Origin of the sequence: Mesorhizobium sp. M1027, assembly GCF_040318745.1 — a bacterium.
Taxonomy (GTDB): domain Bacteria; phylum Pseudomonadota; class Alphaproteobacteria; order Rhizobiales; family Rhizobiaceae; genus Mesorhizobium.
On record NZ_JAMYMW010000015.1, the window covers coordinates 19,924 to 44,384 of the forward strand.

At 62.1% G+C, this 24,461-nt stretch carries 20 protein-coding genes and 5 pseudogenes; 18 read left to right on the forward strand and 7 right to left on the reverse strand.

The window, feature by feature from the left end; all coding sequences use genetic code 11:
* Positions 1-24 precede the first annotated feature (24 nt).
* From NKH50_RS25265 to NKH50_RS25320, 12 genes and pseudogenes are all read left to right on the forward strand, one after another.
* On the forward strand, positions 25-252 hold the full coding sequence (locus NKH50_RS25265; RefSeq protein WP_023679647.1) for a hypothetical protein: 228 nt from the start codon (positions 25-27) through the stop codon (positions 250-252).
* Between the two features lie 58 nt (positions 253-310).
* Entirely contained in the window at positions 311-631 is a 321-nt protein-coding gene (locus NKH50_RS25270; protein WP_352502726.1) for a sunset domain-containing protein, read from the forward strand.
* Between the two features lie 487 nt (positions 632-1,118).
* A complete protein-coding gene (locus tag NKH50_RS25275; RefSeq protein WP_352881687.1) occupies positions 1,119-2,081 on the forward strand; it encodes an ArdC family protein in 963 nt (320 codons plus the stop codon).
* The gene (locus NKH50_RS25280; RefSeq protein WP_352706928.1) at positions 2,078-2,248 is read left to right on the forward strand and encodes a hypothetical protein; all 171 of its coding nucleotides are present in this window, start codon (positions 2,078-2,080) and stop codon (positions 2,246-2,248) included. Before NKH50_RS25275 ends, NKH50_RS25280 begins: the two co-directional genes overlap by 4 nt.
* A 45-nt stretch (positions 2,249-2,293) precedes the next feature.
* Positions 2,294-2,713: a DUF2958 domain-containing protein gene (locus tag NKH50_RS25285; RefSeq protein ID WP_352881689.1), complete on the forward strand. Its 420-nt coding sequence runs from the start codon at positions 2,294-2,296 to the stop codon at positions 2,711-2,713.
* Between the two features lie 129 nt (positions 2,714-2,842).
* The gene (locus NKH50_RS25290) at positions 2,843-4,834 is read left to right on the forward strand and encodes a ParB/RepB/Spo0J family partition protein (RefSeq protein WP_352881692.1); all 1,992 of its coding nucleotides are present in this window, start codon (positions 2,843-2,845) and stop codon (positions 4,832-4,834) included.
* Positions 4,835-5,053: 219 nt separating this feature from the next.
* The gene (locus NKH50_RS25295) at positions 5,054-5,377 is read left to right on the forward strand and encodes a DUF736 domain-containing protein (protein ID WP_352474126.1); all 324 of its coding nucleotides are present in this window, start codon (positions 5,054-5,056) and stop codon (positions 5,375-5,377) included.
* 150 nt (positions 5,378-5,527) lie between these two features.
* Entirely contained in the window at positions 5,528-5,797 is a 270-nt protein-coding gene (locus NKH50_RS25300; protein WP_352453595.1) for a helix-turn-helix transcriptional regulator, read from the forward strand.
* A complete protein-coding gene (lepB, locus tag NKH50_RS25305) occupies positions 5,794-6,342 on the forward strand; it encodes a signal peptidase I (RefSeq protein ID WP_352516175.1) in 549 nt (182 codons plus the stop codon). Before NKH50_RS25300 ends, lepB begins: the two co-directional genes overlap by 4 nt.
* Positions 6,330-7,016 (forward strand): lytic transglycosylase domain-containing protein, encoded by a 687-nt coding sequence (locus NKH50_RS25310; RefSeq protein WP_352855702.1) that lies wholly within the window; start codon positions 6,330-6,332, stop codon positions 7,014-7,016. Before lepB ends, NKH50_RS25310 begins: the two co-directional genes overlap by 13 nt.
* A 184-nt stretch (positions 7,017-7,200) precedes the next feature.
* Positions 7,201-9,171, forward strand: a complete 1,971-nt coding sequence (gene rlxS / locus NKH50_RS25315; RefSeq protein WP_352881695.1) for a relaxase/mobilization nuclease RlxS — start codon at positions 7,201-7,203, stop codon at positions 9,169-9,171.
* Positions 9,172-10,149: 978 nt separating this feature from the next.
* Positions 10,150-10,263: pseudogene (locus NKH50_RS25320) on the forward strand (SMC-Scp complex subunit ScpB); the annotation flags it as partial.
* Positions 10,264-10,280: 17 nt separating this feature from the next.
* Here the strand turns inward: NKH50_RS25320 and tnpB are convergent.
* A pseudogene (tnpB, locus tag NKH50_RS25325) lies at positions 10,281-10,663 on the reverse strand (IS66 family insertion sequence element accessory protein TnpB).
* Positions 10,664-10,746: 83 nt separating this feature from the next.
* Here tnpB and istA point away from each other — a divergent pair.
* Together istA and istB are read left to right on the forward strand one after the other, a co-directional pair.
* Positions 10,747-12,036 (forward strand): IS21 family transposase, encoded by a 1,290-nt coding sequence (gene istA, locus NKH50_RS25330; protein WP_352838588.1) that lies wholly within the window; start codon positions 10,747-10,749, stop codon positions 12,034-12,036.
* The gene (gene istB / locus NKH50_RS25335; protein ID WP_352881697.1) at positions 12,036-12,836 is read left to right on the forward strand and encodes an IS21-like element helper ATPase IstB; all 801 of its coding nucleotides are present in this window, start codon (positions 12,036-12,038) and stop codon (positions 12,834-12,836) included. Before istA ends, istB begins: the two co-directional genes overlap by 1 nt.
* A gap of 54 nt (positions 12,837-12,890) precedes the next feature.
* Here istB and NKH50_RS25340 read toward each other — a convergent pair.
* Both NKH50_RS25340 and NKH50_RS25345 read right to left on the reverse strand, forming a co-directional pair.
* A pseudogene (locus NKH50_RS25340) lies at positions 12,891-13,343 on the reverse strand (IS110 family transposase); the annotation flags it as partial.
* A 796-nt stretch (positions 13,344-14,139) separates the two neighbouring features.
* Positions 14,140-15,786: an MFS transporter gene (locus NKH50_RS25345; protein ID WP_352508099.1), complete on the reverse strand. Its 1,647-nt coding sequence runs from the start codon at positions 15,784-15,786 to the stop codon at positions 14,140-14,142.
* 512 nt (positions 15,787-16,298) lie between these two features.
* On the opposite strand from NKH50_RS25345, the pseudogene NKH50_RS25350 reads away from it, so the two are divergent.
* Together NKH50_RS25350 and NKH50_RS25355 are read left to right on the forward strand one after the other, a co-directional pair.
* Positions 16,299-17,154, forward strand: a pseudogene (locus NKH50_RS25350) (class I tRNA ligase family protein); the annotation flags it as partial.
* Positions 17,155-17,210: 56 nt separating this feature from the next.
* Entirely contained in the window at positions 17,211-17,519 is a 309-nt protein-coding gene (locus tag NKH50_RS25355; protein ID WP_352881698.1) for a hypothetical protein, read from the forward strand.
* Between the two features lie 214 nt (positions 17,520-17,733).
* On the opposite strand, the gene NKH50_RS25360 is transcribed toward NKH50_RS25355, so the two are convergent.
* The 3 genes from NKH50_RS25360 to NKH50_RS25370 all read right to left on the reverse strand — a co-directional run bounded on the left by NKH50_RS25360 (position 17,734) and on the right by NKH50_RS25370 (position 20,140).
* On the reverse strand, positions 17,734-18,243 hold the full coding sequence (locus NKH50_RS25360; protein WP_352453588.1) for a GNAT family N-acetyltransferase: 510 nt from the start codon (positions 18,241-18,243) through the stop codon (positions 17,734-17,736).
* The gene (locus NKH50_RS25365; RefSeq protein WP_352493107.1) at positions 18,244-18,528 is read right to left on the reverse strand and encodes a type II toxin-antitoxin system TacA family antitoxin; all 285 of its coding nucleotides are present in this window, start codon (positions 18,526-18,528) and stop codon (positions 18,244-18,246) included. It abuts the gene before it with no gap.
* A 427-nt stretch (positions 18,529-18,955) separates the two neighbouring features.
* On the reverse strand, positions 18,956-20,140 hold the full coding sequence (locus tag NKH50_RS25370; RefSeq protein ID WP_352453586.1) for a glycosyltransferase family 9 protein: 1,185 nt from the start codon (positions 20,138-20,140) through the stop codon (positions 18,956-18,958).
* A gap of 320 nt (positions 20,141-20,460) precedes the next feature.
* On the opposite strand from NKH50_RS25370, the gene NKH50_RS25375 reads away from it, so the two are divergent.
* Entirely contained in the window at positions 20,461-20,637 is a 177-nt protein-coding gene (locus tag NKH50_RS25375; RefSeq protein ID WP_352457364.1) for a hypothetical protein, read from the forward strand.
* 85 nt (positions 20,638-20,722) lie between these two features.
* On the opposite strand, the gene NKH50_RS25380 is transcribed toward NKH50_RS25375, so the two are convergent.
* Entirely contained in the window at positions 20,723-22,789 is a 2,067-nt protein-coding gene (locus tag NKH50_RS25380; protein WP_352753301.1) for a carbamoyltransferase family protein, read from the reverse strand.
* A gap of 1,013 nt (positions 22,790-23,802) precedes the next feature.
* Between NKH50_RS25380 and nadE the strand changes: the two are divergent.
* Positions 23,803-24,134 (forward strand): annotated as a pseudogene (gene nadE, locus NKH50_RS25385) (NAD(+) synthase); the annotation flags it as partial.
* Positions 24,135-24,461 lie beyond the last annotated feature (327 nt).

Consider the following 24,461-nt stretch of genomic DNA (forward strand, 5'->3'; position numbering starts at 1 on the left):
GGCGATTCCTCAACGGAGATCGCAATGGCTAGGACCAAACTTTCCAAGCAGCTTTCACAGGCTGAAATCGAGCGCTTTCTGGCGGAGGCGGAACGGCTGCACAAGAGCATCGTCCAGCCGCTTCTATCACCTACCAGCAACCATTACCTGGCTCTCCAGCGCACCCATGAAGCGCTGTTAAAGACGGTGAAGGATATCACGGGGAAGGATGCGCCGTTCATTCAATGGTTCGGAACAGGACCGGTGAATTAGACCCGACTTGTAGACTCTAGGCCGCAAACGTCGCACTCTCTCTTCGGAGGGAAGGGGCGTGGGCAACCATCGCTATCAGGACAATCGGTACAACCGTCGCAGGTATGGCGAGCGCCATCGTTCGAACGACGTTCCGTTGTGGGCAAAGATCGTTGCTGGTGGAACAATCCTGGCTGGCTTTCTTGCCTTCGAAATCGGCCCTGCCGCTCTCGGCTGCAACATCAAAGCCAATATCAGCTATAACACGGGCGAGCGCATCTATCATGTTCCCGGACAGGAATATTACTGGGAGACGCGCATCAACCTGTTGAAAGGCGAGCGCTGGTTTTGTTCGGAGGAAGCCGCGCGCAAGGCTGGGTGGCGGAAGTCTCGGGTCTGAGCGTCCGTGGTAAATGCTTGCGAAAATGCTGCATCGCACATGTTTTCGGTGCAGCATTCATTTGAAGTATTTATCGCGATCCGTTCGAAAAATCTGTCCAGCCTGCCGTCCTGGCGGGCGCCCGCGCGCCTGACGACGCGCACCAGGTGCTCGTGAACCGAGCCCGCTTTTCTTCGGCAAGCTCAGGCGGTCTCGGCCATTCGGCTTCGCCCCTTGGCGTGGGCAGCCCTTCGGGCTGTGACGGCCGCCGCCCTTGCGGGCGGCGCGGTTTGTCTGTTGGCCTTTCCCGGTGGCGCGGGGTGGGCGGCACTCCCTTCTAGGCCCGCCGCGGCAGCCCGCAACCCTTCGCGTGCCGCTCAGGGTCCTCCTCTTCGTTCCGGTCCTTCGGATGCGGTCCGCCTCCCACGGCGGGCCTTTCCGGTCGCGACTCGCCGCCCACCCCGCTTCCGGGGAAAGGCGCGGCGATTGGCGAGCGGAGGATGAGACGATGCATGCAAACAGCAAGCGTTCCGCCAGCGGAGAGGCTGGCGCAGGCAAGGGCGGGCGCCCCAGCGCCAGCCTTTATCAGGAGATCACCGATCGCATCATTGCCGAGCTGGAGCGCGGCACCGTGCCATGGGTCAAGCCATGGGGCAGCGCAAAGGCAGGCCTTGGCCTGCCGAGGAATGCATCCTCTGGGCGCACCTATTCCGGCATCAATATCCTCATCCTGTGGGGCGCGGTCATCGAGCGCAGCTATCCCAGCCAGAACTGGCTCACCTTCCGGCAGGCGCTCGTCCTTGGCGGCAATGTCAGGAAGGGCGAGCGCGGCACGACCATCGTGCATGCCGACCGCTTTGTCCCCAAGGACGAGAAGGAGCGCGCACGCCACGAGGGCGATGAACCACAGGCCGTGCCTTTTTTGAAGCGCTTCACCGTCTTCAATGTCGCGCAGTGCGATAATCTTCCGGAAGACCTCTATGCCGCCGCCGAGCCGCTGCCTCAGTGCGAGATCGTGCCGCAGCCCGAGACGCTCATTCGCGCCAGCGGTGCGGATTTCAGGATCGGCGGCGATCGCGCTTTCTACATGCCGGGCAGCGACCACATTCAGGTGCCGCCGCAGCCGGCGTTCCATCACCAGATCGACTATTACCGGACCTGCTTTCACGAGCTTGGCCACTGGACCGGCCACCCGACGCGGCTTGCTCGCGACCTCTCCGGCTCGTTCGGCTCCAAGGCTTACGCGCGTGAAGAATTGGTCGCCGAAATCACTGCCGCCTTCGTCTGCAGCAATCTCGGCATCGAGCCGACCGTGCGTCATGCCGATTACATCGGCTCATGGCTGAAGGTGCTGCGCGAGGACAACCGCGCCATCTTCCGTGCCGCCAGTCTTGCCTCCAAGGCCGCCGATTTCCTGTTTGGCCTTCAGGCCGATGCCGAAGGCGAGGCGCAGGAAGGGATTGCGGCATGACGATGCGCGATCCTCAACTGACCGCGAGCGAGCCGACGCCGCAAGGCGAGCAGATGCTCATTCCCGGTGTCCGGCCGATCACCACGCGCGATCGGCTCACCCTCCTGATGGACGCCGATGTGTCCGCGCGCGGCGCAAAAGCCGCTCGATATCGGCCTCTTCGATGAAGCCAGCAGAAATCAACTCGACCTGTTCTGACAAGGAGTCTTTCCATGATCCTGATCACCGATCCACTGCGCGCACGACTGCTCGCCAATGGCGCCGCCGAGGCCGACATCGACCATTTTCCCGTTGTGAAACTGTTTAATCCCTCAGGTGCCGCCACGTGGCTTTTGACCGAACTCGACGCCGATGGCGACACGCTGTTCGGCCTTTGCGATCTCGGCTTCGGCTTCCCCGAACTCGGCAGCGTCAGTCTGGCCGAGCTTGCATCCGTAAAAGGTCCGCTTGGCCTCGGCATAGAGCGCGACCTGCATTTCCAGGCGCGCTTTCCGCTCTCCGTCTATGCCGAAGCCGCCCGCATTTGCCGCCACATCACCGAGACCGAGCGACTTCTGCGGCAGGCAGCAGACGCCCTTTCAAAGCCCCATTCCGAGCTTCCGCCCGACACGGCGGAACAGCAGCGCCTATAGACGCAAAAACCGTCCCGCCGCGCCGGCCGTCGGCCTCTGCGGCGGGGACAACCTCAACCAAAGCGAAAGGAGAGTAACCATGCAGCTTGCCCACATTCCCTTGGATCAGCTCAACATTTGCGCGCCAACATGCGCCATGGAAAACGCGCGCCCGACATATCCGACATCTTGCCATCCGTGCGTGCGCGCGGCGTGCTGGTGCCTCTCCTTGTGCGGCCGAACGGCCAGCCGGAAACCTTCGAGATCGTCGCCGGCAGGCGGCGCTATTTCGCCGCGAAATCGCTTGCCGACGAGCGCGGCCAAGGCGATCCCTTGCCCTGCGCCATCATGGAGGACGGTGATGACGCCGATGCGCTGGAAGCTTCGCTGATCGAAAACCTCGCCCGCCTCGATCCTGACGAAGTCTCGCAATGGGAGACGTTTTCGCGGCTCGTCAGGCAAGGCCGCACCGTTCCCGATATCGCTGCGACCTTCGGCATCACTGACCTGAAGGTCAAACGCATTCTGGCGCTTGGCGACCTCTTGCCCAAAATCCGCGAAGCCTACCGGCGCGAGGAGATCGATACCGAGACGGTGCGCCATCTCACCATGGCGTCCAAGGCGCAGCAGAAGGACTGGCTGGCTCTGTCTGCCGATCCCGATCAATACGCGCCGCGTGGCTTTCAATTGAAGCAATGGCTGTTCGGCGGCCAGTCGATTTCCACCAAGGTGGCGCTGTTTGCCATCGACGAATATCCCGGCCTGATCACCTCGGACCTGTTCGGCGAGGACAGCTATTTCGCCGATGCCGACCTGTTCTGGCAAAAGCAGAACGAAGCGATTACCGCCAGACGCGACACCTATCTCAACGACGGCTGGAGCGAGGTGGTGCTGCTGGAGCCGGGCCAATATTTCCACGCAGGGGACCACGAGAAGACCCCGAAGAAGAAGGGCGGCAAGGTCTTCATCGCGGTCACGTATTGCGGCGAGGTCGAGTGTCACGAGGGCTGGCTGTCACGCAAGCAAGCCCGCCGCGCCCGCGAGGGCGGCGAGCAAGAAGAAACAGCCGCCAAGCCGCAGCGCCCCGAACTCACCGGCCCGATGCAGAACTATGTCGATCTGCATCGCCATGCTGGCGTGCGCGCGGCCATGCTCGACCATCCCGCCGTGGCGCTGCGCCTCGTCGTGGCGCACGCCATCACCGGTTCCGGCCTGTGGCAGGTGCGCCGTGAGCCACAGCGCGCAGCCAACGAGACGGTGACTGCCAGCCTTGCCGGCTGCAAGGCTGAAGCTGCATTCGGCAAAAAGCGGCGCGAGGTGTTGGCCCTGGTCGGATCACCGGATGAGGATGGAGTGGTGGCCGGCAGCAATGGCGACGCCTTTGCTATCGCCGGCGTGTTCGCCCGCCTCTTGGCGCTGTGCGACGACGATGTCATGCGCGTTCTCACCCTTGTCATGGCCGAGACGCTTGCAGCCGGCAGCACCGTCATCGAGGCGCTCGGCAACCATCTGAACGTCGATATGGGGACATGGTGGCAACCGGACGATGCCTTCTTCGACCTCTTGCGCGACAAGGAAATCGCCAATTCGATGCTCGCCGATGTCGGCGGCAAGCTGGTCGCGGACGGCAATGTCGCCGAGAAGGTCAAGACGCAAAAGAAGATCATCCGCGACTTCCTGGCGGGCGAGAATGGCCGCCTCAGGGTCGAGACCTGGCTGCCGCGCTGGATGAAATTCCCGGCCGAAAGCTACACCAGCCGCGGCGGCTTCCGCACCGCCGATCAGTGGACACAGGTACAGCCGCTGTTCGTCCGCGAATCGATCAGGGCCCGAGCGGCGGTTCTCTCGAGTGCCGCCGCTCAGATCGCGCGCGCCGCTCCGGGCCGCGCCGGCTGCCGATTGGTCGTCTTGTCGAGCCAGTGCCTTGCGCGAGAAATCCCGACGCCAACTCGCCCCCATTTCGGCAGCCCTGCACCGCGCCGGGTTGCTTGCCGAGGCGCTCCGCGCATGGGCCAATTGTCCGATCGGGTTGCCGACAGAGCCCGCGCAGCCAGCCCCCTGCATTGCCGCCCCCTCTTGTGCCACCGATCGCGCCACCTGTCTCCATGTGTCTCAGGGACCATTCCCCTGCGGCTGGCTTGACGACCTATGGGCGGATCCGGCCCGCCCGAAACCCTCGCCAGCAGCTTTTTTCCCCGCCGCCTGCGGCGGCTTCCTCGCGCCGCTTCGCTTCAAAAAAGCTGTCCGCTCGGGTCCTCCGCTATCGCTGCGGCCGTCCCGGTTCCGGCGGTCCGGACGCGCCCATCACGGTCCGCCATCGCAGGGGAATGGTCCCCGGCGAGCACCAAAAGGAGACTGAAAATGACCGCGATCGGATACGTTACCAAACAGGAAAACGGCGGCTACAAGGGCCAGCTCAGGACGCTCAGCGTCCGCGCCGACATCGACATCGTGCCCAATCAGGCAAAGAGCGCCGACACCCATCCCGACTTTCGGGTGCTGACGCAAGGGGTCGAAGTAGGGGCCGGCTGGATCCGCACCGGCGAGACCTCCGGCAAGGACTATGTGAGCCTGTCGATTGCCGCCCCGGAGTTCGGCCCGCGCAAGCTCTACGCCAATCTCGGCCGCGCCGCCGGCCAGGATGATGACGACACATACGCCATCATCTGGAACCCGGTCGACTGAACCGCCTGCCTCGAGCCCCGCGCCGCAACCGGCGCGGGGCTCTTTCGGGAGGGGGCGGCGAAAACTCGCCCCCCACTCTTCGCCCGTCCCCGAAACGATCTCGCTCGCCGATCCTCGCCTTCGCTTGTCCGTAACGAAACGAGGACCATCATGGACGACGAAAACGAACGCGCGGCCCGCGCCAAGAAGGGCAGTCCGTTTCTCAACACCGCGCAGGCCGCCTTCTATATCGGGCTATCCCAGCGCACGCTGGAGAAGATGCGGCTCAAGGGCGGTGGCCCGCAATTTCGCAAGCACGGCCGCTATGTCCGCTATCACATCGACGAGCTCGACGACTGGTCGAAGGGACGCGCGCAGGAGACCAGGCCCGAGGATGGCGGGCACAATTCCGGCTCGGCCGGTGAGGGAGGCCGCTCATGAGCCGGCGTCCCACTATCCGTCTGATCGGCAGCCATCTGCGGCGCATTCGGGCGCGCAAGACGATCGCCCTGGCCACAATAGGCCTCGGCCTGATCGGCTTCGCCGCTTTCGACAACCCATCGCCCTGGCTGGTCTGGAACGCCTCGGCCAGTGCGCCGGTCGGCCTCTATCGCGTCGCGTCCGGATCACCGGCTCGTGGCGACCTGGTGCTCGTCCGCCCGCCAAAACCGGTCGCCGATCTCGCCGCCGAACGCTTCTATCTGCCCAGCAACGTGCCGCTGGTCAAGCGCCTTGCCGCGCTGCCTGGCGAGCATGTCTGCGCCTTCGGCGACGCCATCATCATCGGCGGCGAGATCGTCGCGCGCCGGCTGGCAACCGACACGCAGCACCGTCCGCTGCCTTGGTGGAATGCCTGCCGCAAGCTCGCCGCCGACGAGTTTTTTCTGCTCGGCAACGATAGAAACCACTCCTTCGACAGCCGCTATTTCGGGCCGGTGCCGGCCGAAAATATTGCCGGGAGGCTCGTGCCGCTATGGACCGAGTAACCCTCCTGATGCTCGGCATGGTCGCGATAGCGCCATGCGCCTGTTCCGCCGCGACCGACGCTCAGCCGGCCGCCATCTCCCGTGGTCCGCAGCTGGCAAGATGGCAGCACTACGTAGCTGAGGCAAGCCGGCGTTTCAGCATTCCACAGCCCTGGATTTATGCCGTCATGGATGCCGAAAGCCGAGGGCAGACAAAGCTGAATGGACGGCCGATCGCGTCACACGCCGGCGCCATTGGCCTCATGCAGGTGATGCCCGGCACCTACGAGGAGATGCGCGCAGAGCTTGGCCTGGGGGCCGATCCGCACGACCCTCGCGACAACATTCTGGCAGGCACTGCCTATCTGCGCGCCATGTATGACCGCTTCGGCTTCCCCGGCCTGTTTGCCGCCTATAACGCTGGGCCGGACCGTTACGAACAGCATTTGCAGCGTGGGCGACCGCTGCCCAGCGAGACGGTTTCGTATCTGGAAGAGCTCAAGGCGGCGGGGATCTCGGCCGCCGACATGGACGCGTTCACCGGCAAATCCCGTTCCGGAAAAGCGCCGGAAATCCCGTCCGGGCAGTCGCTGTTCTTCCTGCGAAACGGTGTTTCCGCGACCGATCCGAATGGCCAAATCGTGGTGCCGCTCGGATCGGAGCGAGCAAGGTCAGGCCGGCCGGATCGCAGGTGAGGGCAGGGGTACCGTGGGTCGGGCGGGGCAGGGAGGCAGGTCCGGGAAGGCAAGATAAAGGCATCGCCTCCCGGAGGCGGCGAAGTCTTTGTCTGCACATCGTTTTTCACGGAGGCTGCCTTCAGCGTCAGGAGAGCTGCTGCCGACAAACATGTGATTTTGCTTATGATTACTAGGAGGCTCAATGCAGGATGAAGAGTTCAAGCCGAGCCTGGGCAAAATCGGATCGCGCGGCTCGAAGGCAGGCAAGCGTTTCGCCGGCCAGATCCGCGCCGCGATCAACCGAGCCGGCGGCGGCAGCGGTCGCCGTGGCCGCTTCATCGGAAGCCGGGCGGGGCGCGGCGGGGCTGCTGCCGCCGTTCTCAGAGCGCGCGACCCCCACGCGGCGTTTCGGCAGCGGCGCGCCGTCGTCAAGGCGCGTATCGTCAAGCTGGCCGGCAAGGGTGTTGACGGGGCACGTGCACACCTTCGCTACCTCCAGCGCGACGGCGTCACCCGCGAAGGCGAGCCTGGCGAGCTCTATAGCGCCGACAGCGACAGCGTTGATGGCAAGGCCTTCATCGATCGTGCCGATGGGGACCGGCATCAGTTCCGCTTCATCGTCGCACCTGAAGACGGCATCGAGTATGACGACCTCAAGCCGCTCACGCGGCGCCTCATGGCGCACATGGAAGAAGACCTCGGCACCAAGCTCGACTGGGTCGCTGTCGATCATTTCAACACTGGTCATCCGCATACCCATATTATCGTCCGCGGCAAGGACGACCGCGGCGAAAATCTTGTCATCGCGCGAGACTACATCTCGTCTGGAATCCGTGAACGGGCGGCCGAGCTGGTCAGCCTCGACCTTGGCCCGAGAACGGACCGCGAGATCGAGCAACGCCTGCGCCAGGAAATGGAGCGGGAACGCTTCACCAGCATCGATCGGCAGCTGCTCCGCATGCGCGACCATGATGGGCATGTCTCACCGGCCAGCCGAGACACGTTTCGCCAGACGCTGCACCAGGGCCGCCTGCGCAAGCTCGAGCGGATGGGTCTGGCTGAGGAAGTCGGCTCGGGCCGCTGGCGCCTTGATGGCGAGCTTGAAGCGACGCTGCGCCGCATCGGCGAGCGGGGCGACATCATCAAGACCATGCACCGCGAACTGACCGGCAAGGGGCTCGCCCGCAGTGCCGCCGACTATGTTATCCATGATCGATCTGCAGAGCAGATGCAGCCTGTCGTCGGCTGCATCGTTGCGCGCGGCCTGGCCGACGAAATCACTGACCGCCATTACCTCGTCGTCGACGCCGTGGACGGCAAAAGCCACTATGTTGATATGGGCAAAGGCGAGGCAACCCAACCGACGCCAGAGGGCTGCATAGTGCGGGTCACGCCGAGGGACACCGGGCCAAGGCAAGTCGACCGCACAATTGCCGAGATCGCCACGGCCCATGACGGGCGCTACAGCATCGATATCCATCTCAAGCATGACCCGTCGGCCACCGAACGCTTTGCCGAAACGCACGTGCGGCGACTGGAGGCGATCCGCCGGGCGACCGGTCGTGTCGAGCGCGAGCCGGACGGCACCTGGATCGTCGCACCGGATCATCTCGACCGTGTGTCTGACTACGAGCGTCAGCGGGCCGGGGCCGAGCCTGTCACGGTTGACAAGCTCTCATCGACGCCGCTGGAACAACAAGTCAGCTTCGACGGCGCCACCTGGCTCGATCGAGAGCTGGTTTCCGACACACCGGAGGCCTTGCACAGCTCTGGTTTCGGCCGCGATGTCCGAGAGGCGCAAGGCCGCCGACGGCAGTGGCTGATTGCGCAAGGTCTTGCTCGGGAAGAGCAGGACCGGATCGTCTATCGCGCCAACATGCTTTCGATCCTGCGTCAACGTGAGCTGAACCGTGTTGCCGGTCAACTGTCTGACGAACTCGGACTCTCGTATTCCGAAGCGCAGCCTGGTGATCGAATAGAGGGTCGATTGCGCCGCTCGATCGACCTTGCCAGCGGCAAGTACGTGATAGTCGAGAAGGCGCGTGAGTTCATGCTGGTACCATGGAGGCCAGTACTTGATCGGCATATTGGCAAGGAGGTGTCTGGTGTCGTGGGTGGGGAGGGGATTTCATGGACCATCGGCCGGCAGAGAAGCGGACCAAGCATTTCGTGACATGGCCTACACAACTTCTTTTGCCCGCGTTGAACTTAGTCCGGACGGAGTTCGCCTGCGCCCGCGGCATTGATTTGGCGAGGGATAAATGGCTGGTCGTGCAAGACTTATCGTTCGCTCTACAAAAAGCGCCGCGATGATTCATCGTGTTCCATGATTCTGAGCCAAAACCCTCCTGCGCCACCACGGCACTCTTCCCGGTGCCACGGAAGCCGCGCCGACGACGGCGGTGCCGGCCTGGTTGCGCAGGGCTGCCCCCGACCCAAACAGTTGCGGCGCATTGAGGACATTGCAATCACTGACCGTGCGGCCATCGGCGCGCTCGATGAGATGGTCCGCCAGCTAGAAAGGTGGGCTGGCGCCTGGTGACAGCGCCTAGGGTTTTCGGCGGCCGCGGTATAGCGAGCAGGCTCGCGGCGTCGAGGATGAAGCCGCACTTCGCGATGTTCTTCTGCTCACACGACCGGGAGACGAGGTCTGTCCCGCGGGCCGGATGCTTGTTGGCCGGGCGTGAACTGGCAGCCCATCCCGCTGAGGATCTTCTAACGGGAGAAACCTCGCTGCGGTGGGGAAGATTTCGGTCGTCGCCCGCGACGACGAGGCGGTCAGCGACCTGGCCAGACGAGCTCGGCAGCTTTCCGCTGCGGCATGGTGACCGGCGCGATCATGGCCGCCGAATGAGATCGCTTCGAACGCACCGTCGGATGCTGGCTCGCCGACGCTTTACTGGCGCAGCGCCTGGGAGGGGCAATGCGGTGCCGCTACTGGGCACCGAGGCAGCTTTGGGCATGAGACCCGATCAACCGCGCCGGGCCGCGACGGTCATTGCGGCATCTGGAGTCGAGGCCGGGTCAGACCGGGGGAAAAACTGCTAGTCGCGTAGGAGCCCCGCGTTGCGCGCCGTCGATCTTTCCGCCCAACTCGGCGCCGCGCTGACCGGGGCCTGCCATTGCCCCGAAACTGAGGCCAAGGCGACGGACCCGCCCTGCGTATACCGACGCCCGCCGCGCCGCCGTCGGCGGAAACGAGCGGGCCGTGGACCTCACACAATCTGAGGTGCTGATGACGATGTGCATCGCCTACTTCCATCCGCACTCCTACCCACGAGCTCACCCGTGCGCCCGCGGTGCTGCGAACCCGCCGACGAATATTTGGCAGAAGGTCCGGCGCGCCTCATGGACGCGCCGCCAGTCGAGACCTTCGAGTAGCGCCGAGAGCTGCGCGGCCGTCAGCCGCATCATGCCGTCATGTACTTTCGGCCAGCGGAGCTCCCCATCCTCCAAACGCTTGGCATAGAGGCAGACGCCGGTGCCGTCCCAGAAGATCAGCTTGATCCGGTCTGTCCGCTTCGCCCGGAAGACGTACACGGCCCCGCTGAACGGATCGGCTCCCGTCGTCTCTCGCACCAGCGCAGCCAATCCCTCCGCCCCTTGCGGAAGTCGACCGGCTTCGTCGCCACCATGACCTTGACCGCACCCGTCGGCCCGATCACGACGTCCGGTGTCGGGCGAATTGAGAAACTGACCCCCTGACGAAATGAAGAACTGACCCTCTCGGTTATGAGAGGAGGCATGGATGACGATTGGGATTTCGGCGATTCCTGCATTGTCGAGAACGATGCAGGGAGAGGAGATGCTTCAGCCTGAAGAGGTGGCAGCGATGGTGCGGCTGCATGAGCTTGGCTGGGGAGCGAAGCGGCTGGCGAAGGAGTTCGGGTGCGCGCGCAACACGGTGCGTCGGTATCTGCGCGAAGGCGGGACTGTTCCGTTTCGCAAGCCTGTGCGGCGGAGCGCGTTTGACGGGCTAGACGATTGGCTGCGAGAGCGCTTCTTCCGCCATGATGGCAACGCCGATGTGGTGCGCCAGGAACTGGAGAGCGAACATGGGATCGTCATAGGGCTTCGGTCGGTGGAGCTTCGGGTGCAGGGTTGGCGTCGGGAGTTGAGGGTCCAGAAGCGCGCGACGGTTCGGTTTGAGACGGCGCCGGGACATCAGATGCAGATCGACTTTGGCGACACGCGGGCGTGGATCGGCGGCGAGCGTGTTCGGGTGCACCTGTTTGTGGCAACGCTGGGTTACTCGCGTCGGCTGCATATCCGTCCCTCGCTTCGGGAGCGCCAGGCGGACTGGTTCGAGGGGATGGAAGGAGCCTTCCTTCGCTTCGGCGGGGTTCCAACGGAAGTGCTGTTCGACAATCCGAAGGCGCTGGTCGAACATCACGATGCGGCGACGCGGGAGGTGCGGTTCAATGTGCGGCTGCACGCCTTTGCCCGCTATTGGGGATTTACGCCACGGGCTTGTGCGCCTTATCGGGCACGTACCAAGGGGAAGGACGAACGCGGGGTCGGCTATGTCAAGCGCAATGCGATTGCCGGCCGCCGGTTCGAGAACTGGGCGGCGTTCGAGGCGCATCTGGACCGGTGGACACGCGAGATTGCCGATCAGCGTGTGCATGGCACGACCGGCGTGGCTCCTGCGGAGCGCTTTGCCGAAGAAGCCATGGCGCTTCGCCCTCTGGGCGGACGGGCACCGTTCGGGCAGCTGCGGGATCTCGTGCGCAAGGTCCAGGCCGACTGCGCAATCGACCTGGACACGAACAGTTACTCAGTCCCCTGGCGGCTGATCGGGGAGAGCGTCCAGGTCGTGGTGCTGGGCGGTCGCGTTATCGTGCGTCATGCGGGCGAGGTGGTGGCGGATCATGCTTTGTGCCGCGGACGTCGCCAACGGATTGTCGAGCGCGCGCATCTTGCCGGCGTGGTCGGCGCTGCTGCGCCGGTGCGATCGGCGCCGGCGGATATCGTTGCGCCTTCCGCTCTGTTGCGGCCACTGGCCGAATATGAGGCACTGGTGGGAGGCAGCTGGTGATGACGGCGGTCGATCACGAGATGCTGGTGGCTCAGCTCGACCGGCTGAAGCTGACCGCGATCCGGGACCAGCTCGACACGCTGCTGGACGAAGCGGCGCGTTCGCAAATGACCTTGCGCGAGGCTTTGGCCTTCCTCGTGACGCGCGAGATCGCGCGGCGCGACGAGCGGCGCATCTCCATGGCAGGCAAGATCGCGCAGTTCCCGTTTGTGCGCGAACTCGATGGCTTCGACTTCGACGCGCAGCCGTCGCTGGATCAGCGCCAAGTCCGGGAACTGGCGACCTGCCGCTGGATTGCCCATGGCGACACGGTCCTGTTCCTTGGACCTCCGGGTACGGGCAAAACACATCTGGCGGTGGCTCTCGGGCGCGAGGCGATCCGGCAGAACCATAGCGTCCAGTTCGTCACAGCGGCCACGCTCGTGGCGATGCTGGCCAAGGCCCATGACGACGGTTCGCTCGAAAGGCAACTGACGACCCTGTCGCGGCCGAAACTGCTGATCATCGACGAGCTCGGCTATCTCCCGTTCGAAGCCAATGCCGCACATCTGTTCTTCCAGCTGGTGTCGCGGCGTTATGAGCGGGGATCGATCCTGATCACCTCCAACCGCTCGGTGGGCGAATGGGGCAGCGTGTTTGGCGATCCCGTGGTGGCAACGGCGATCCTTGATCGCCTGCTTCATCATTCGACAGTGATAACCATCCGTGGCGACAGCTACCGGCTTCGCGAAAAGCGTCGTTCCGGCCTATTGCAGAAGGCCGGAACGACGCTCGGCACCAACGAGACCGCAAAACAATGAGGGGGTCAAATCTTCAGTTCGCCCAGGGGGTCAAATCCCCACTTCGCTTGACAGGCGATGAACCCGCAGCGTCTCGACCGCGGCCGCCCGCGCGCGAACAAGATCCCGTATGGACTCGTGCCCTTCATCGGGAACCCACACCGCGGTCAGCTCGCCGGCGCGCAATAGCCGGGCAAGGGAAATGGCGTCTCGGCGGTTCGTCTTCACCCGATCGCCGGGCTTCCTCGGTATCAATGATGGTGCAACCACGGTACAGTCGTGCCCGAGCGACCGGATCAGGCGATAAAGGCCGTACCCGGTCGGCCCGGCCTCATAGCAGAAATGCGCGTAATCAAAGCGGCTGGCGATCCGGCCTATGACCCGCCGCATGCTGGCGGCCGACGCGTCGACCTCGCCGAAGAAGCGAACCTCTCCCTCCCGGCCCACGTCCGCAATCGCGATGGCGTTCCTCAGCTTCGCGACATCGATTCCGACAAATGCTTCCCTATCTTCCCTATAATCTGCCACGGCTCGTCCTCCTGTGGTGAGGATCGGCTCGGCCCGCCCGAGCAACCCTCGGACGCGCAGTGTAGGGCGAGCCACCTCACCGGCAGAGGCGGACATACGGTCTTACGCTTCCACCGCATCACCGGGACCTTCGCTGCAGCTAAATGCAGAAAATCCAGGCGCGCGCTGAAGCATCGTGAAAAATTCATGGATTATGTCAGCTGATAAAATGACCCGATCCAATTTCAGTCGATCAATCAGCGCCCTTCGTCGGGGCTGTCGGTCCGCATCGCGCCTGGCGACGGCGCTATGCTGGTGCTCCTACGGCCGCCCTGTTGAACCGCTTTCTCCAGCACCGAACTGAATTGGTCCCGCTGGCGGACATTTCGATGCTTCCGCCTTGCGGGCCTTCTTTGTTGCGGCCGGCTCTGCGGCACGGCTGCGCCGACGTGAACGTGCTTGGCGGCACGTTTTGTGAGGGAGGGAAAGAGGCGCGCGGCCCTCTCCCTGCAAGTCGCCGCTGGCGGATTCCTCCGTCTGCCCGCTTCGCTCCGTGCAGACCGGGGAGACCCCTCCGCCCCCTTGCTCGCGCTGCTCGCCACGATGCAGGGGGACAGGCGACCTGAACCCGTGCCCAAGCCGATCTGATGGCAGAGGCGGTGGGGCTGGACATGGGCCCGTGGTGGACGTACGTGCCACACAAATCCTCATGCTCGCCTAACCGACCGCAACGTATGGCAATCCGGGCAGTCCCGACTAAAGATGGAGTAGGTCTCGGCCATTCACGTGTCCGAACCCAGAAAAGTTACTGGTTTCCTTACGGGCGCGATACAAAGGGCACGGGCTGGACTTGGCTGCCGGGGGCGGGGCTTGTCGACCGCTCGATCGAAAGTGAGAGACGAGGAGGAGAATCACCGACCTGCAGAGCGGCAAGGCGCTCGCCTACCTCCCTGTCAGTCACCGTTAGCCGATGGTTTAGACGAAGATAGTCCGTCCATGTCGGCGTGCGGAATGTCTCGGTCCAAAGAGTCGAGTTCTGAAGATCGCGCTGGAGGGTCCAGTCCCGCGCACCGGCACGGCTCTGAACGCGCCGCCTTTCGCGCATGCAGCTCAGAAATTCCTCGATATTCTCCTCGGGTATCGAGTACTCCACCTTGATCACGATCGGGCCGCTCCTGGGCTTCAAATCGAGGGCCAGTTCTGGTGGCCTGAAGTCGAAGGCCCCTTGATCCGATTCCTCCCATAGCCGTACCGGCAATAGCTTTCCCACGGCTGCAACCAGCAACAGCGCCGCTGCAGCACCTTCCAAAGCCCACGTCAGGGAATAGTACTGCGCGACAGCACCCCAGATCCAGCTGCCCGCTGCCATGCCGCCGTAGGTCAGGGCGTAATAGATCGACAGGGTGCGACCAACGACCCACCTTGGGCTTGCCAACTGCACACACACGTCGGTTCCGGTCCAGGTGACAACCCAGCCTGCGCCAGCGATTGCAAGCGCGATCGCTGCTACAGCCACCGATGATGTGAGAGCCAGTAAAAGGCAACACGTTGCGCAAGCAACGGATGCGAGCGTGATCAATCGATTTTGGGACGTGATGCGTCGCAAGTAGCTATTGCCAATGCCCGCGATGAAGGCGCCTGTGCCGAAGCCGGCTAACAGGACGCCGTAAACAATTGGCCCCCCCGCCAGTTGGTCGCGAACCACGAGGGGGAGCAGAGCAAGGATCGAGATGCTTGACAGCCCGAACAGGGTTGCGCGCACGATCGCCACTCTGATCTCCGAGGAGATTGCCGTGAAGCGCATGCCATCATGAATGGCCGTCGTCATCCGCTCGCGCGGAAGAGGCGAAGAGCGAACTTGCCACTTGGAGCGCAGCACAGCGCTCAACGGGACCAGGTCGGTCAGCGCAGCGAAGGCGAAAGCCGTAAGGGGGCCCAGCAAAGCCAAAATTACACCGCCCAGCGCCGGTCCTATGCTCCGAACCACGTTGTACCCCACCGACATCAGCGTCACTGCAGCGGGTATGTCGCGCTTTTCCAGGATGTCGCCGACCGAGGCGTGCCAGGCTGGATCATTCAAGGCGAAGCCGCATCCCGCCAAGAAACTCAGTCCCAAGATCAGCCATGGACTGACAAAGCCGAGTCCAACAGAGAGAGCCAGCGCCGTGGATGCCAGTGCGATCAGGCAATGTCCGGCAAGCATCACGCCGCGGCGGCTGAAGCTGTCTGCAATCGCTCCAGCAAGGATCGACAAGAAGAAGGCGGGCAGTGTCGATGCAGCCTGCACGAGCGCAACCATCAGATCGGAGGCTGAAATCGTTGCCATAAGCCAGCTTATAGCCACGCTCTGCACCAGCCAGCCAAGGCTGGATATCTGCGTGGCTGTCCAGATCGAACGAAAGACCGGATTCTGAAGAGGGATCAGTGTGTTTGCCGCAAAGGGCGGGGAATCTTGACGCCGCATGACTTCTCACCTCCACCACGTAGTTCTTTCACTCACTCACTCGCTGACAGCGGTGCGCTTACGCACAGCTGCGTCACAACCAAGTTCCGATATCGCGCTCGCAACAAAGTAGATGTCGCATCCACGGTGCCGATGCGCGATGAGTGTGCCAGTTGGGCGTCAGCTGGTCTGGGTCGCGCAGCCCGATGGGGTGCGGTCTGCCCTGCGACTCTTGGCCTTGGACGGTGCTACCGCCCCGATGGCCGGGTTGTCAAACTGCCACGGTGCTAGCAGCGCCCATCCCATCCTGACAGGCATGAGCATACGACGCAGTGCATCGCTGGTATCGGAGGCGGGTGCAAGATCAAGGGTGGCATCGTCTTGACAAGTACGAGCTGGTGGGCGCCTTTGCCCGACCTACACATCGGCGATTCATGGGGCCGCCGTTCAACTCGTTGGTCTATGCGCAAAAAAACATAATACGCTTGTAAAAGACGTTTCGTGTCGGCGCAGGCGCCGAGGAGGGCGCGGAAGCCTTGAGCATCGTCATCCCGCCACCGAACGTCACCGGCTCGCTGCACATGGCCATGCGCTCAACAACACGCTGCAGGACATTCTGGTGCGCTTCGAGCGCATGCGCGGCAAGAACGTGCTGTGGCAGCCCGGCATGGATCACGCCGGCATCGCCACGCAGATGGTGGTCGAGCGCCAGCTTATGGAGAAGCAGATCCACCGCCGTGACCTGACGCGCGACGAGTTCATTGAGAAAGTCTGGGAGTGGAAAGCCGAATCCGGCGGCGCGATCTTCAACCAGTTGAAGCGGCTGGGGGCCTCGGCCGACTGGAGCCGAGAACGTTTCACCATGGACGAGGGCCTATCCAAGGCGGTGCTCGAAGTGTTCGTCACGCTCTACAAGGAAAGGCCTGATCTACAAGGACAAGCGCTTGTCAACTGGGACCCGAAGCTCTTGATCGCGAGTCCGACCTTGAGGTCGAACAGCAGGAGGTCAACGGCAACCTCTGGCATTTCCGCTACCCCGTCGAGGGCGAGGTTTTGGATCCGGAAAATCCTAAAACCTTCATCACCGTGGCGACGACCCGCCCGGAGACGATGCTGGGCGATATGGCGGTCGGCGGTGCATCCCGACGACGAGCGTTTCCGGCATCTTGTCGGCAAGAACCTCATCCTCTGCCGATCGTCGGCCGCAGGATCGCGGTGGTGGCGGACGAGTATTCTGATCCGGAGAAAGGCAGCGGCGCGGTCAAGATCACGCCGGCGCACGACTTCAACGAATTTGAGGTCGGCAGGCGCCATAAGTTGCCGGCGATCAATATTCTCACCGTAGAGGCGGCGGTCACCCTCACGGACAATGACGACTTTCTCGCCGGGACGACATGGTGCGTAGTCGCCATGCTGCCCCTGGCCAGATCGTAGATGACCTCGGCTTGTTCGCCATGGCGAGCCGAAGCACGTTGACGGCCGTGCCGGGTGATGCGCCGTCCCAGACTATCATCCCAAAATCGGCGCGCGCCATCTCCCGGTCTTTGGCGGCGTACAGCCCAGTCGCCCAGATCATTGCGGGGTTCCTTGGCCGCATGGAAGACCCCGACATGTTTGTAGCCGTAGCCCGCGAGCAGGCCCTGCGCCTCGGCATCGGCTCCAGACGCGTCGCCAATCAGCACGCCGTGCACGGCAACAACGATTGGGCGGATCCGAGCGATGGCAGGTTCCGTCAGCTCAAATATCTCGCGTGAACCCCCTATGAATATCATCGACATCATGACTTTCCCTTCTCTCCAGGGCTCCCTCGCTCTGACCGCCGTCTCCCTCTGGCCCTGCGTGAGGGGTCACCCGAACGCCGAGACGGCGAAGCCGGCTCGGGGAGCGGCGGGACGCCGCAACTAGAGCCCGGTCGGCGGCAGGCCGGCGCGCAGACCTGCCGCTTCCGGAGGCGCTACGCGCGCGGAGCTAGTGGCCTTTGTCGGCCAGCCAGAGGCTCACGTCCTGGATCGAGCGCATGAGCACCGACGGATTGTCCCGCGCGGGAATGAAGCCCCAGCTCTGCCAGTAGCGCTCTGCCTCGGCGTCGATCGCCCGCACCACCACCGCGCGGCCGCCGACGATGTCGGCGCCGGCGACGCAGCGATACAGCGCGTCCTTGACCAAGCCGCTACCGACGCCTTGTCCGGCATAGCGGTGGTCGACGGCGAGTTGTCCGATCAGCAGGCAGGGGATCGGATCGGGCGGGCGTCCGGTGCGGATGGCGCGCGGTGCGCTATTTGGCTGGATCACGCCCGGCGCGAGGCCGTAATACCCGACGACTGTTCCCTCGTCGTGAACGACCAGGACGCGGGTAAACCCGCGGGCCTGGTTCGTTCGCGCGAAGCCGGCCAGCCAAGCATTGAGCGCCGGCTTGCCGCAATCGAAGCTGTCGAGGCGGTGTGCGTGGTCGAGGAGTTCGATGCCTGAAAGCGCCACCTAGCGGTCCCAGGGCGAGGACCGACGCAGCCGCTCGGCCGCCTTCGCCGGGGGCGCAGCGGCCGGGGCTGAGATCGCCTGCATGAAGGCGTCATAGGCTTCCGGGGACACGCGGATGACGGTTTCGTTGAGGATGGCCGCCTGCGCCTCGTGCAGCGCGGCGCGCCGCATGAACTCCGTGCGCGACAGGCCGAGCAGCTCCGCGCCGCGGTCGATGATGGTGAGATCATCGTCGCGAAACCGCATCGAGACGGGTGCTTCCTTCCTGGTGGGTGTGGTTGCCATGGCGCGCTCCTGTGCTGCGGACGTATATACGTTAGTGTAACGCGGAACGCAATACTACGTTCCCTGGCGACGTCTCGTGGCGGATGGTCTCAGGATTTCTCGCCGCATCGGTTCTTCTCGGCTTCTCGCCCCAGTCGCCATTGCCGCAACCCAGAGCAAGGTGGCTTTGGTCAGCTCCGGCGGATCAATTACGGCTTAGAAGGCGCATTTGTTTTTGGCGGCCGGATGAGCGGGTCCAGAAGCGAAGTCGCTGCCATGACTGTCGCCGGACGAGCCCCGGCTATCCCGAAGCTGATGAACATCTGACGCGATGGCGACTTTCGGGCCGTCACGCCACAAAGGAGGAATGGCTATGAAGGCTGGGCGGCGGCACTTTCATTCTCAGGCGCCGCTCTATGGCAATCGCGGTTGTGGTGACCGCGAGCCACTAAGCTTGTGCCGTACCCTTACAATGATTCATCAAGGCGTTTACCTCGGCAATCACGAGATCCGGCGTGATGTCGAACTTGCATCGGACTTTGACCGGACAATGCCGCACTTGGTCCAGACCACATCCGCGACATTCAATAACACTCATAAGCATGCTGACCAAGGGACCTCGAAACCCCCAAATCTCCGGTAGATGTGACGCCGTGAAAATGCCGATAGTAGGGCGGCCAAGCTGGGCAGCGACATGGCCGGTGCCTGAATTGTTCGAAACGACGAGGGCGGCCGAATTCACGAGACAATTGAATTCCAATTCTGACAAGTCGACAGCCGTCCGAATGTTCGCGGCCCCACGTTCCCTAGCTATCTTCGCAACCTCCTCAAGCGCTTCCAGGCATTCGCCACGGCCAACGAGGACCACCTCACCACGGGTCGAAAGAGCAGCGACAACTTTGCCAAAACTTTCAATCGGCCAATCTCGCAGGCTGGAATTGGAGAACGGAGCCACGACAATCGGGGCATTGCCTGTAGTCGAATTCTGTGGGTGACCCGCTCCGCTTTCGAAATAGGCAGCTGCCTTTGCGACCAGAAAGAGGAGGATTTCTGACACATGCTGGAGACGCACCTGCTTACGGTCAATGAACCAATCAAGCCATCTACGGGGGATTTTGTTAGCAAGCCCTATTTTTTGGACCAGCTTGTAGAAAATGGTTCTGCGCAGTTTCAGATTGAATGGCGCTATCGCAATATCGATCTGATGCATGCTGTACGGATCAACTATCGCCGCACGGTGCCTGGCGGGAACTTCAAGCAAGATCGGCCTTGTTTCTTCCGGAACACGCATATCAATGGCAAGATCAAACTCGCCGGTCAGCAGCGGCCTTATGTCCGCGGCTTCTTTGCGCGTTTTGACTTTTGGGTTGCGAGGAAAAAAGTCAAAAGCAACGTGATCGTCGGCGAGGTCGAACTGTTTTGCAGTAGCGATGTTCCAGCTTCCCACCACCAGCGTAATGTGGGCATGCGCAAAACGCTGACGAAGGTCCTTTAGAGGCCCTAGAGACATCCAAAAGTCGCCGACATGATCAAGCTTGAGGACCAAAATTCTCATCCTTGCGCTTGACTGTTCCGGCTCTTCCCAGCTGCGGTATATAATTTGATTGCCGTCGTGCTTTGTAAAATATGCCATTGCCATTCCGAAAATTATACGGTCAACACTGATAGCCCAGTGACGCGTGTGTAGGTTGGAGTGCTCCCCACTTTGTCCGCGTCTCCGCAAGAATTCTGCCATCAGATCCAAGCCGCGCTCCAGCAGGAGCTGTTGGGCGAAGTCTGCATCTCTAGCGATGGTAGCGCGCCAAGAAAGCCAGCTATGTCCCGACCCGCAATGTGAAGGGCTTCGTCACGGTCTCGCATGCAGTGAGTTCGGCAACGCCGAGTAGACGGTGATCGCCAAGCCGCCGTCCCCAGATCTCGGAGCATAACGGCAGTGGCCTCGCTCTTTGGTCGATGCTGATCCTGAATGCGACCGTCGCCGCCGGCGACGACACCGCCGGCCGCATTGACCGTCTCGGGCACGCCCTGTCGCTGTGGTCCCGCATCACGGTCGCTAGCAAGGACCCGCCGCAGCCGCTTTTTTCTGCGCGTCCGGTCGTCCAAGGTGAAGTGGACGAATCAACCCTGTGATGAAGTCGACTGCCTGCCAGCGGTGAGGTGGCAGGCGGCATCGATGAACACCATTATTCGCCGAGCTTGGATAGCGGCACCTCTATCACGCTGAGAGCCTGTTATGCTGGTCCAGCGTTTGATCGCAGTCTTGATCCATGCGAGCAGCTTGTGAGGGATGCAATCGAACGAGGCGCTGCTCCCACAGCCGTCGCAGGCCCTCCATCAGAGCTTCACGCTTAGCCTGATCCGGCGCAATTGTATTGAGGAGATCTCCCAACACGGCTTCGCCCTCAATCCGCATCAGCAGATTAAACAAGTCGGGTGAAATTCGTACACTGTCACTGCTGAAGTGGGTCGTGCTGATCTCGCAGTGAGTCTCCCGACGATCTGGCGCTTTGTAAGCGCGGGTTTGATGGAGGGACACATAGGGCGGCAACGAAACCGCAAGCGCAGTCCAATCCTGCAGCGTTGCAGCCCGCTTTTTTACCAGGAAGGGCCCGACCACAAGTCCATCCAGCTCTGTCGTCAGAAAGGTGGCAATCGCGTCTGCAACCGAATCCACGATCGGTTCGGCATTGTTGTTAAAGGACGTATTGAGCAGAATTGGAGTGCCTGTGCGCTTCTTGAACGCATTGATGACCTCCCAGTACGCGGGATTGGCGTTGCGCGATACTGTTTGCAGGCGAGCGGTACCGTCGACGTGCGTGATGGCACCGAGCAAGGCGCGCTTTGAGTCACGCACGCGAACGACGAAATTCATGAATGGAAATTCGTGCCTACCGTCCGGGAGGTCGAAAAATTCGCTCGCATCCTCCTCCAGCACAGATGGCGCGAAGGGCCGATAGCCTTCGCGCTTCTTGACCATCGCATTGATCCGGTCCTTGTTTGCGGCGGGCCGAGGGTCGGCAAGAATGCTGCGGTTGCCCAGCGCACGTGGCCCAAACTCCGAACGACCCTGCACCCAGCCGATCACGGCGCCGTTGGCGATCCAGTCGGCTGCACTGCTTGCCACGTCATCAGAGCGTTCAACCTCGAGATGTCCGGCCCATGCATTCAGTTCCTGTTGCACGGCGCGCTCGCTCCCGAGATCAGGACCCCAATAGACCCCCTGCAGTCGCTCACACGGCGCGGGGCGGCCCATCTCGTTGGAGACTATCAGCGCAGCTCCCAATGCGCAGCCAGCGTCGTGAGACGCGGGTTGCACGAAAATGTCTTCGAAAAGCCCTGAATACAGCAGCTTACCGTTCATCGTGCAGTTGTGGGCCACCCCCCCCGCCAGGCACAACCGCTTCATGCCGGTGGCCTCACGGTGATGCCGGAGAATGTGGAACACGATCCGCTCAAGCGCTTCCTGCAGTGACGCACTCACATCTCGATGCTGCTGGGTGAAGGGCATTCCCTTTCGCCTGACCTCGATATTGCGGAGCAACGCCGGACCGATGCGGTCGAGGTGAACACGGTAGCCACCGCCGTTGGCGGAGAGCTCGTAGAACTGCTCGAAGAGCTCGCGATAGGGAGCGGGGTCGCCGTAGGGCGCGAGTCCCATTACCTTATACTCGTCGAACAAGCCGTAGCCGAGATAGCGGATCGTCTCGAGATAAAACAGCCCAAGAGAATTGTTCTCGGGGAAAGCCTCGAGTTGCGTAATTTCTGTGCCAGACCCTACCGCCAAGAGGCCCGATAGGAAATCACCAGAGCCATCAATCGCTAGAATGAGACTTTGTTCGAAGCCCGACATTGCAAAGGCGCTCACGGCGTGCGCCTGATGATGACTTACGAATGAAATACGCGAACTGTCCAACTTAGTGCCGAACTCACGCGTTAACAGATCCTGCACCAACGTTTTAGCATCCAACGGAATGGAGAGAATGTCCGGGTGGGATGCGGACATACCTTCAAGCATGGCGTTGGCATAGGGCTCGCTGGCGTAGAGCGCGACACGATCAATATCGTTGAGCTGAACCCCCGCCGCTGACAGACAGTATTGAATCGAACGAATTGGGAGCTTGTTGGAGTGTTTCATCCGATTGAGGCGTTCCTCTTCGACGGCTGCTATCACCCGTCCGTCTCGGACGAGCACCGCGGCGCCATCGTGCATAAAGGCGTTCCGAAGCTCGAATCGGTTTTCATGGACTTGGTCAAGTCCGCCGCTAATTCCTAGACACAGCATTTCTTTCTCCACATAGTGACGGGCAAGCCAAATTGGCCTGCCTCAGACCGTTTCCAACTAAATAGGCCGCGTTGTCGCTTGCAGCTGCAACCGCCTGTCAGGCATCACCGGCATCAAAGAACGCCTCATAAGGGTCCGCCTGAATCAACATGAGATGCTTCGATCGTGGCGCCTGCCATTCCATGACGCCGAGAGCTTGGCTGGATCATCGAATCTTGAGCGGCTGCTGACTTGCATGCCGGCGATGCCGTTTTCATCTGCAGCACGAACTTGTGACGCGGGCTGCCTATATCCTTGCGAAGGGGCGGCTGTTGACGAATAATGCCGCGCCGTGAACTGGCCCGATTTCATTCCCCGAAAGACCGTCGCACAGGCGACTGACATGTGCTGCACTGTCCGCCTGCTTCCCGGTCGCACATCCGATAACGCCTTCGCTTGTGCAGGAGGCCGCATCGCGTCATTCGTCGGCCAAACATGGCACCGACTGGAAGCCCGGCAATACCGCGTAGATGTAAAGTGCGCTGATGTTGTATGGTAGCGCTGCCGGCCGGGTCTCCAATCCGCTGCCCAAACGAGCGGACTGCCTGCGGCAAAAAGCCCGCCACAAGCAGAATCGCGCTGGGCAGCTGGCTCGCCTGCAAGACTTCGCAGCTCAGGAACATTGGGGACGACTAGCGTCGAACCGCCGACATGATCGGCCAGTTGCAACTCACTTCTCGGCACGACCTCCACTGCACGTCAGGGCGCATGGAAGATTTTCTCCTTTGGATGGGTGACCGGTGCGGACGTGCTTTTGTCCATGCAAGATTTCCGAAGAGTTATGAAATCGTTTGTTTCGATCAAAGTCATCCACGCTATGAATAGCTGCCGGACATGCGCTTCAAAGGGGCTTCAGGCTTCCCGGATGGCTACTCCGATTCGAAGCGCGTGGCATTCCATGCGCTCTATGACAACATTTTTCAGCAAAGGGTATGAGAGCAAACCCACACTTCTTTTTCAGAAGTCGCTTCGAAGCAGCCGAGGCCTTGATGGGCTTCTTCACCAAGTTCGGCGATGGTGCCGCAGACATTCTTCCTCTTTCCGGGCTGAACAAGCGCAGAGTTCGCGCCTTGGCAGTGTATCTGGGCGCTCCGTCTGATCTTGTTGAAAAGATCCCGACCGCCGACCTGGAGAACCTCGTCCCGGTCTCACATACGATGAGATTGACGACTTCCTCGAAGGCCAAGAGATCAACGAAGCGGCGCACAGGCGTATACTTCATGCGCATTCCAGCACAGCCCATAAGCGAGCGCTTCCCGTCACAACGATTGCCATGACGGGTTCGATATTTAGGCATCGGCAATAGCGTCTTAACATACACGATCGATGGGCTTGCCGCAGTTAGGCAGCTAGCGGCCTGAATTACCGCTGGAGCGAAGCGCTGCTCTTTCAGCCCGCATGCAGTCATGAGGTTGACAGTGTCGGCACGTATCGCCGAGGCCGGCACGCGAACTCATTCTTCCTGAATGCCTGCTCTATCGATCTTCCGCAGCGTACCCACTTGACCGGTCGCTTCGACATTCCAGGCACCTGGATTCTAGCCGATCCTTGCCGCTCTCCTTCGGCCGGTCGCAATGCTGGACGTGCGGCCGTTACGCGATGCAGAGCTGGTTGTCAGATGCGTGATGCGAAA

What these genes read in the sequence shown, in the direction of transcription:
- rlxS (WP_352881695.1), top strand. Translation starts at nt 7,201, where the DNA reads ATGCAGGATGAAGAGTTCAAGCCGAGCCTGGGCAAAATCGGATCGCGC.
- NKH50_RS25275 (WP_352881687.1), top strand. Translation starts at nt 1,119, where the DNA reads ATGCATGCAAACAGCAAGCGTTCCGCCAGCGGAGAGGCTGGCGCAGGC.
- NKH50_RS25285 (WP_352881689.1), top strand. Translation starts at nt 2,294, where the DNA reads ATGATCCTGATCACCGATCCACTGCGCGCACGACTGCTCGCCAATGGC.
- NKH50_RS25290 (WP_352881692.1), top strand. Translation starts at nt 2,843, where the DNA reads ATGCGCCATGGAAAACGCGCGCCCGACATATCCGACATCTTGCCATCC.
- NKH50_RS25310 (WP_352855702.1), top strand. Translation starts at nt 6,330, where the DNA reads ATGGACCGAGTAACCCTCCTGATGCTCGGCATGGTCGCGATAGCGCCA.
- istA (WP_352838588.1), top strand. Translation starts at nt 10,747, where the DNA reads ATGACGATTGGGATTTCGGCGATTCCTGCATTGTCGAGAACGATGCAG.
- NKH50_RS25280 (WP_352706928.1), top strand. Translation starts at nt 2,078, where the DNA reads ATGACGATGCGCGATCCTCAACTGACCGCGAGCGAGCCGACGCCGCAA.
- NKH50_RS25345 (WP_352508099.1), bottom strand. Translation starts at nt 15,786, where the DNA reads ATGCGGCGTCAAGATTCCCCGCCCTTTGCGGCAAACACACTGATCCCT.
- istB (WP_352881697.1), top strand. Translation starts at nt 12,036, where the DNA reads ATGACGGCGGTCGATCACGAGATGCTGGTGGCTCAGCTCGACCGGCTG.
- NKH50_RS25300 (WP_352453595.1), top strand. Translation starts at nt 5,528, where the DNA reads ATGGACGACGAAAACGAACGCGCGGCCCGCGCCAAGAAGGGCAGTCCG.
- NKH50_RS25265 (WP_023679647.1), top strand. Translation starts at nt 25, where the DNA reads ATGGCTAGGACCAAACTTTCCAAGCAGCTTTCACAGGCTGAAATCGAG.
- NKH50_RS25370 (WP_352453586.1), bottom strand. Translation starts at nt 20,140, where the DNA reads ATGGCATATTTTACAAAGCACGACGGCAATCAAATTATATACCGCAGC.
- NKH50_RS25295 (WP_352474126.1), top strand. Translation starts at nt 5,054, where the DNA reads ATGACCGCGATCGGATACGTTACCAAACAGGAAAACGGCGGCTACAAG.
- NKH50_RS25375 (WP_352457364.1), top strand. Translation starts at nt 20,461, where the DNA reads ATGCTGATCCTGAATGCGACCGTCGCCGCCGGCGACGACACCGCCGGC.
- NKH50_RS25380 (WP_352753301.1), bottom strand. Translation starts at nt 22,789, where the DNA reads ATGCTGTGTCTAGGAATTAGCGGCGGACTTGACCAAGTCCATGAAAAC.
- lepB (WP_352516175.1), top strand. Translation starts at nt 5,794, where the DNA reads ATGAGCCGGCGTCCCACTATCCGTCTGATCGGCAGCCATCTGCGGCGC.
- NKH50_RS25365 (WP_352493107.1), bottom strand. Translation starts at nt 18,528, where the DNA reads ATGGCAACCACACCCACCAGGAAGGAAGCACCCGTCTCGATGCGGTTT.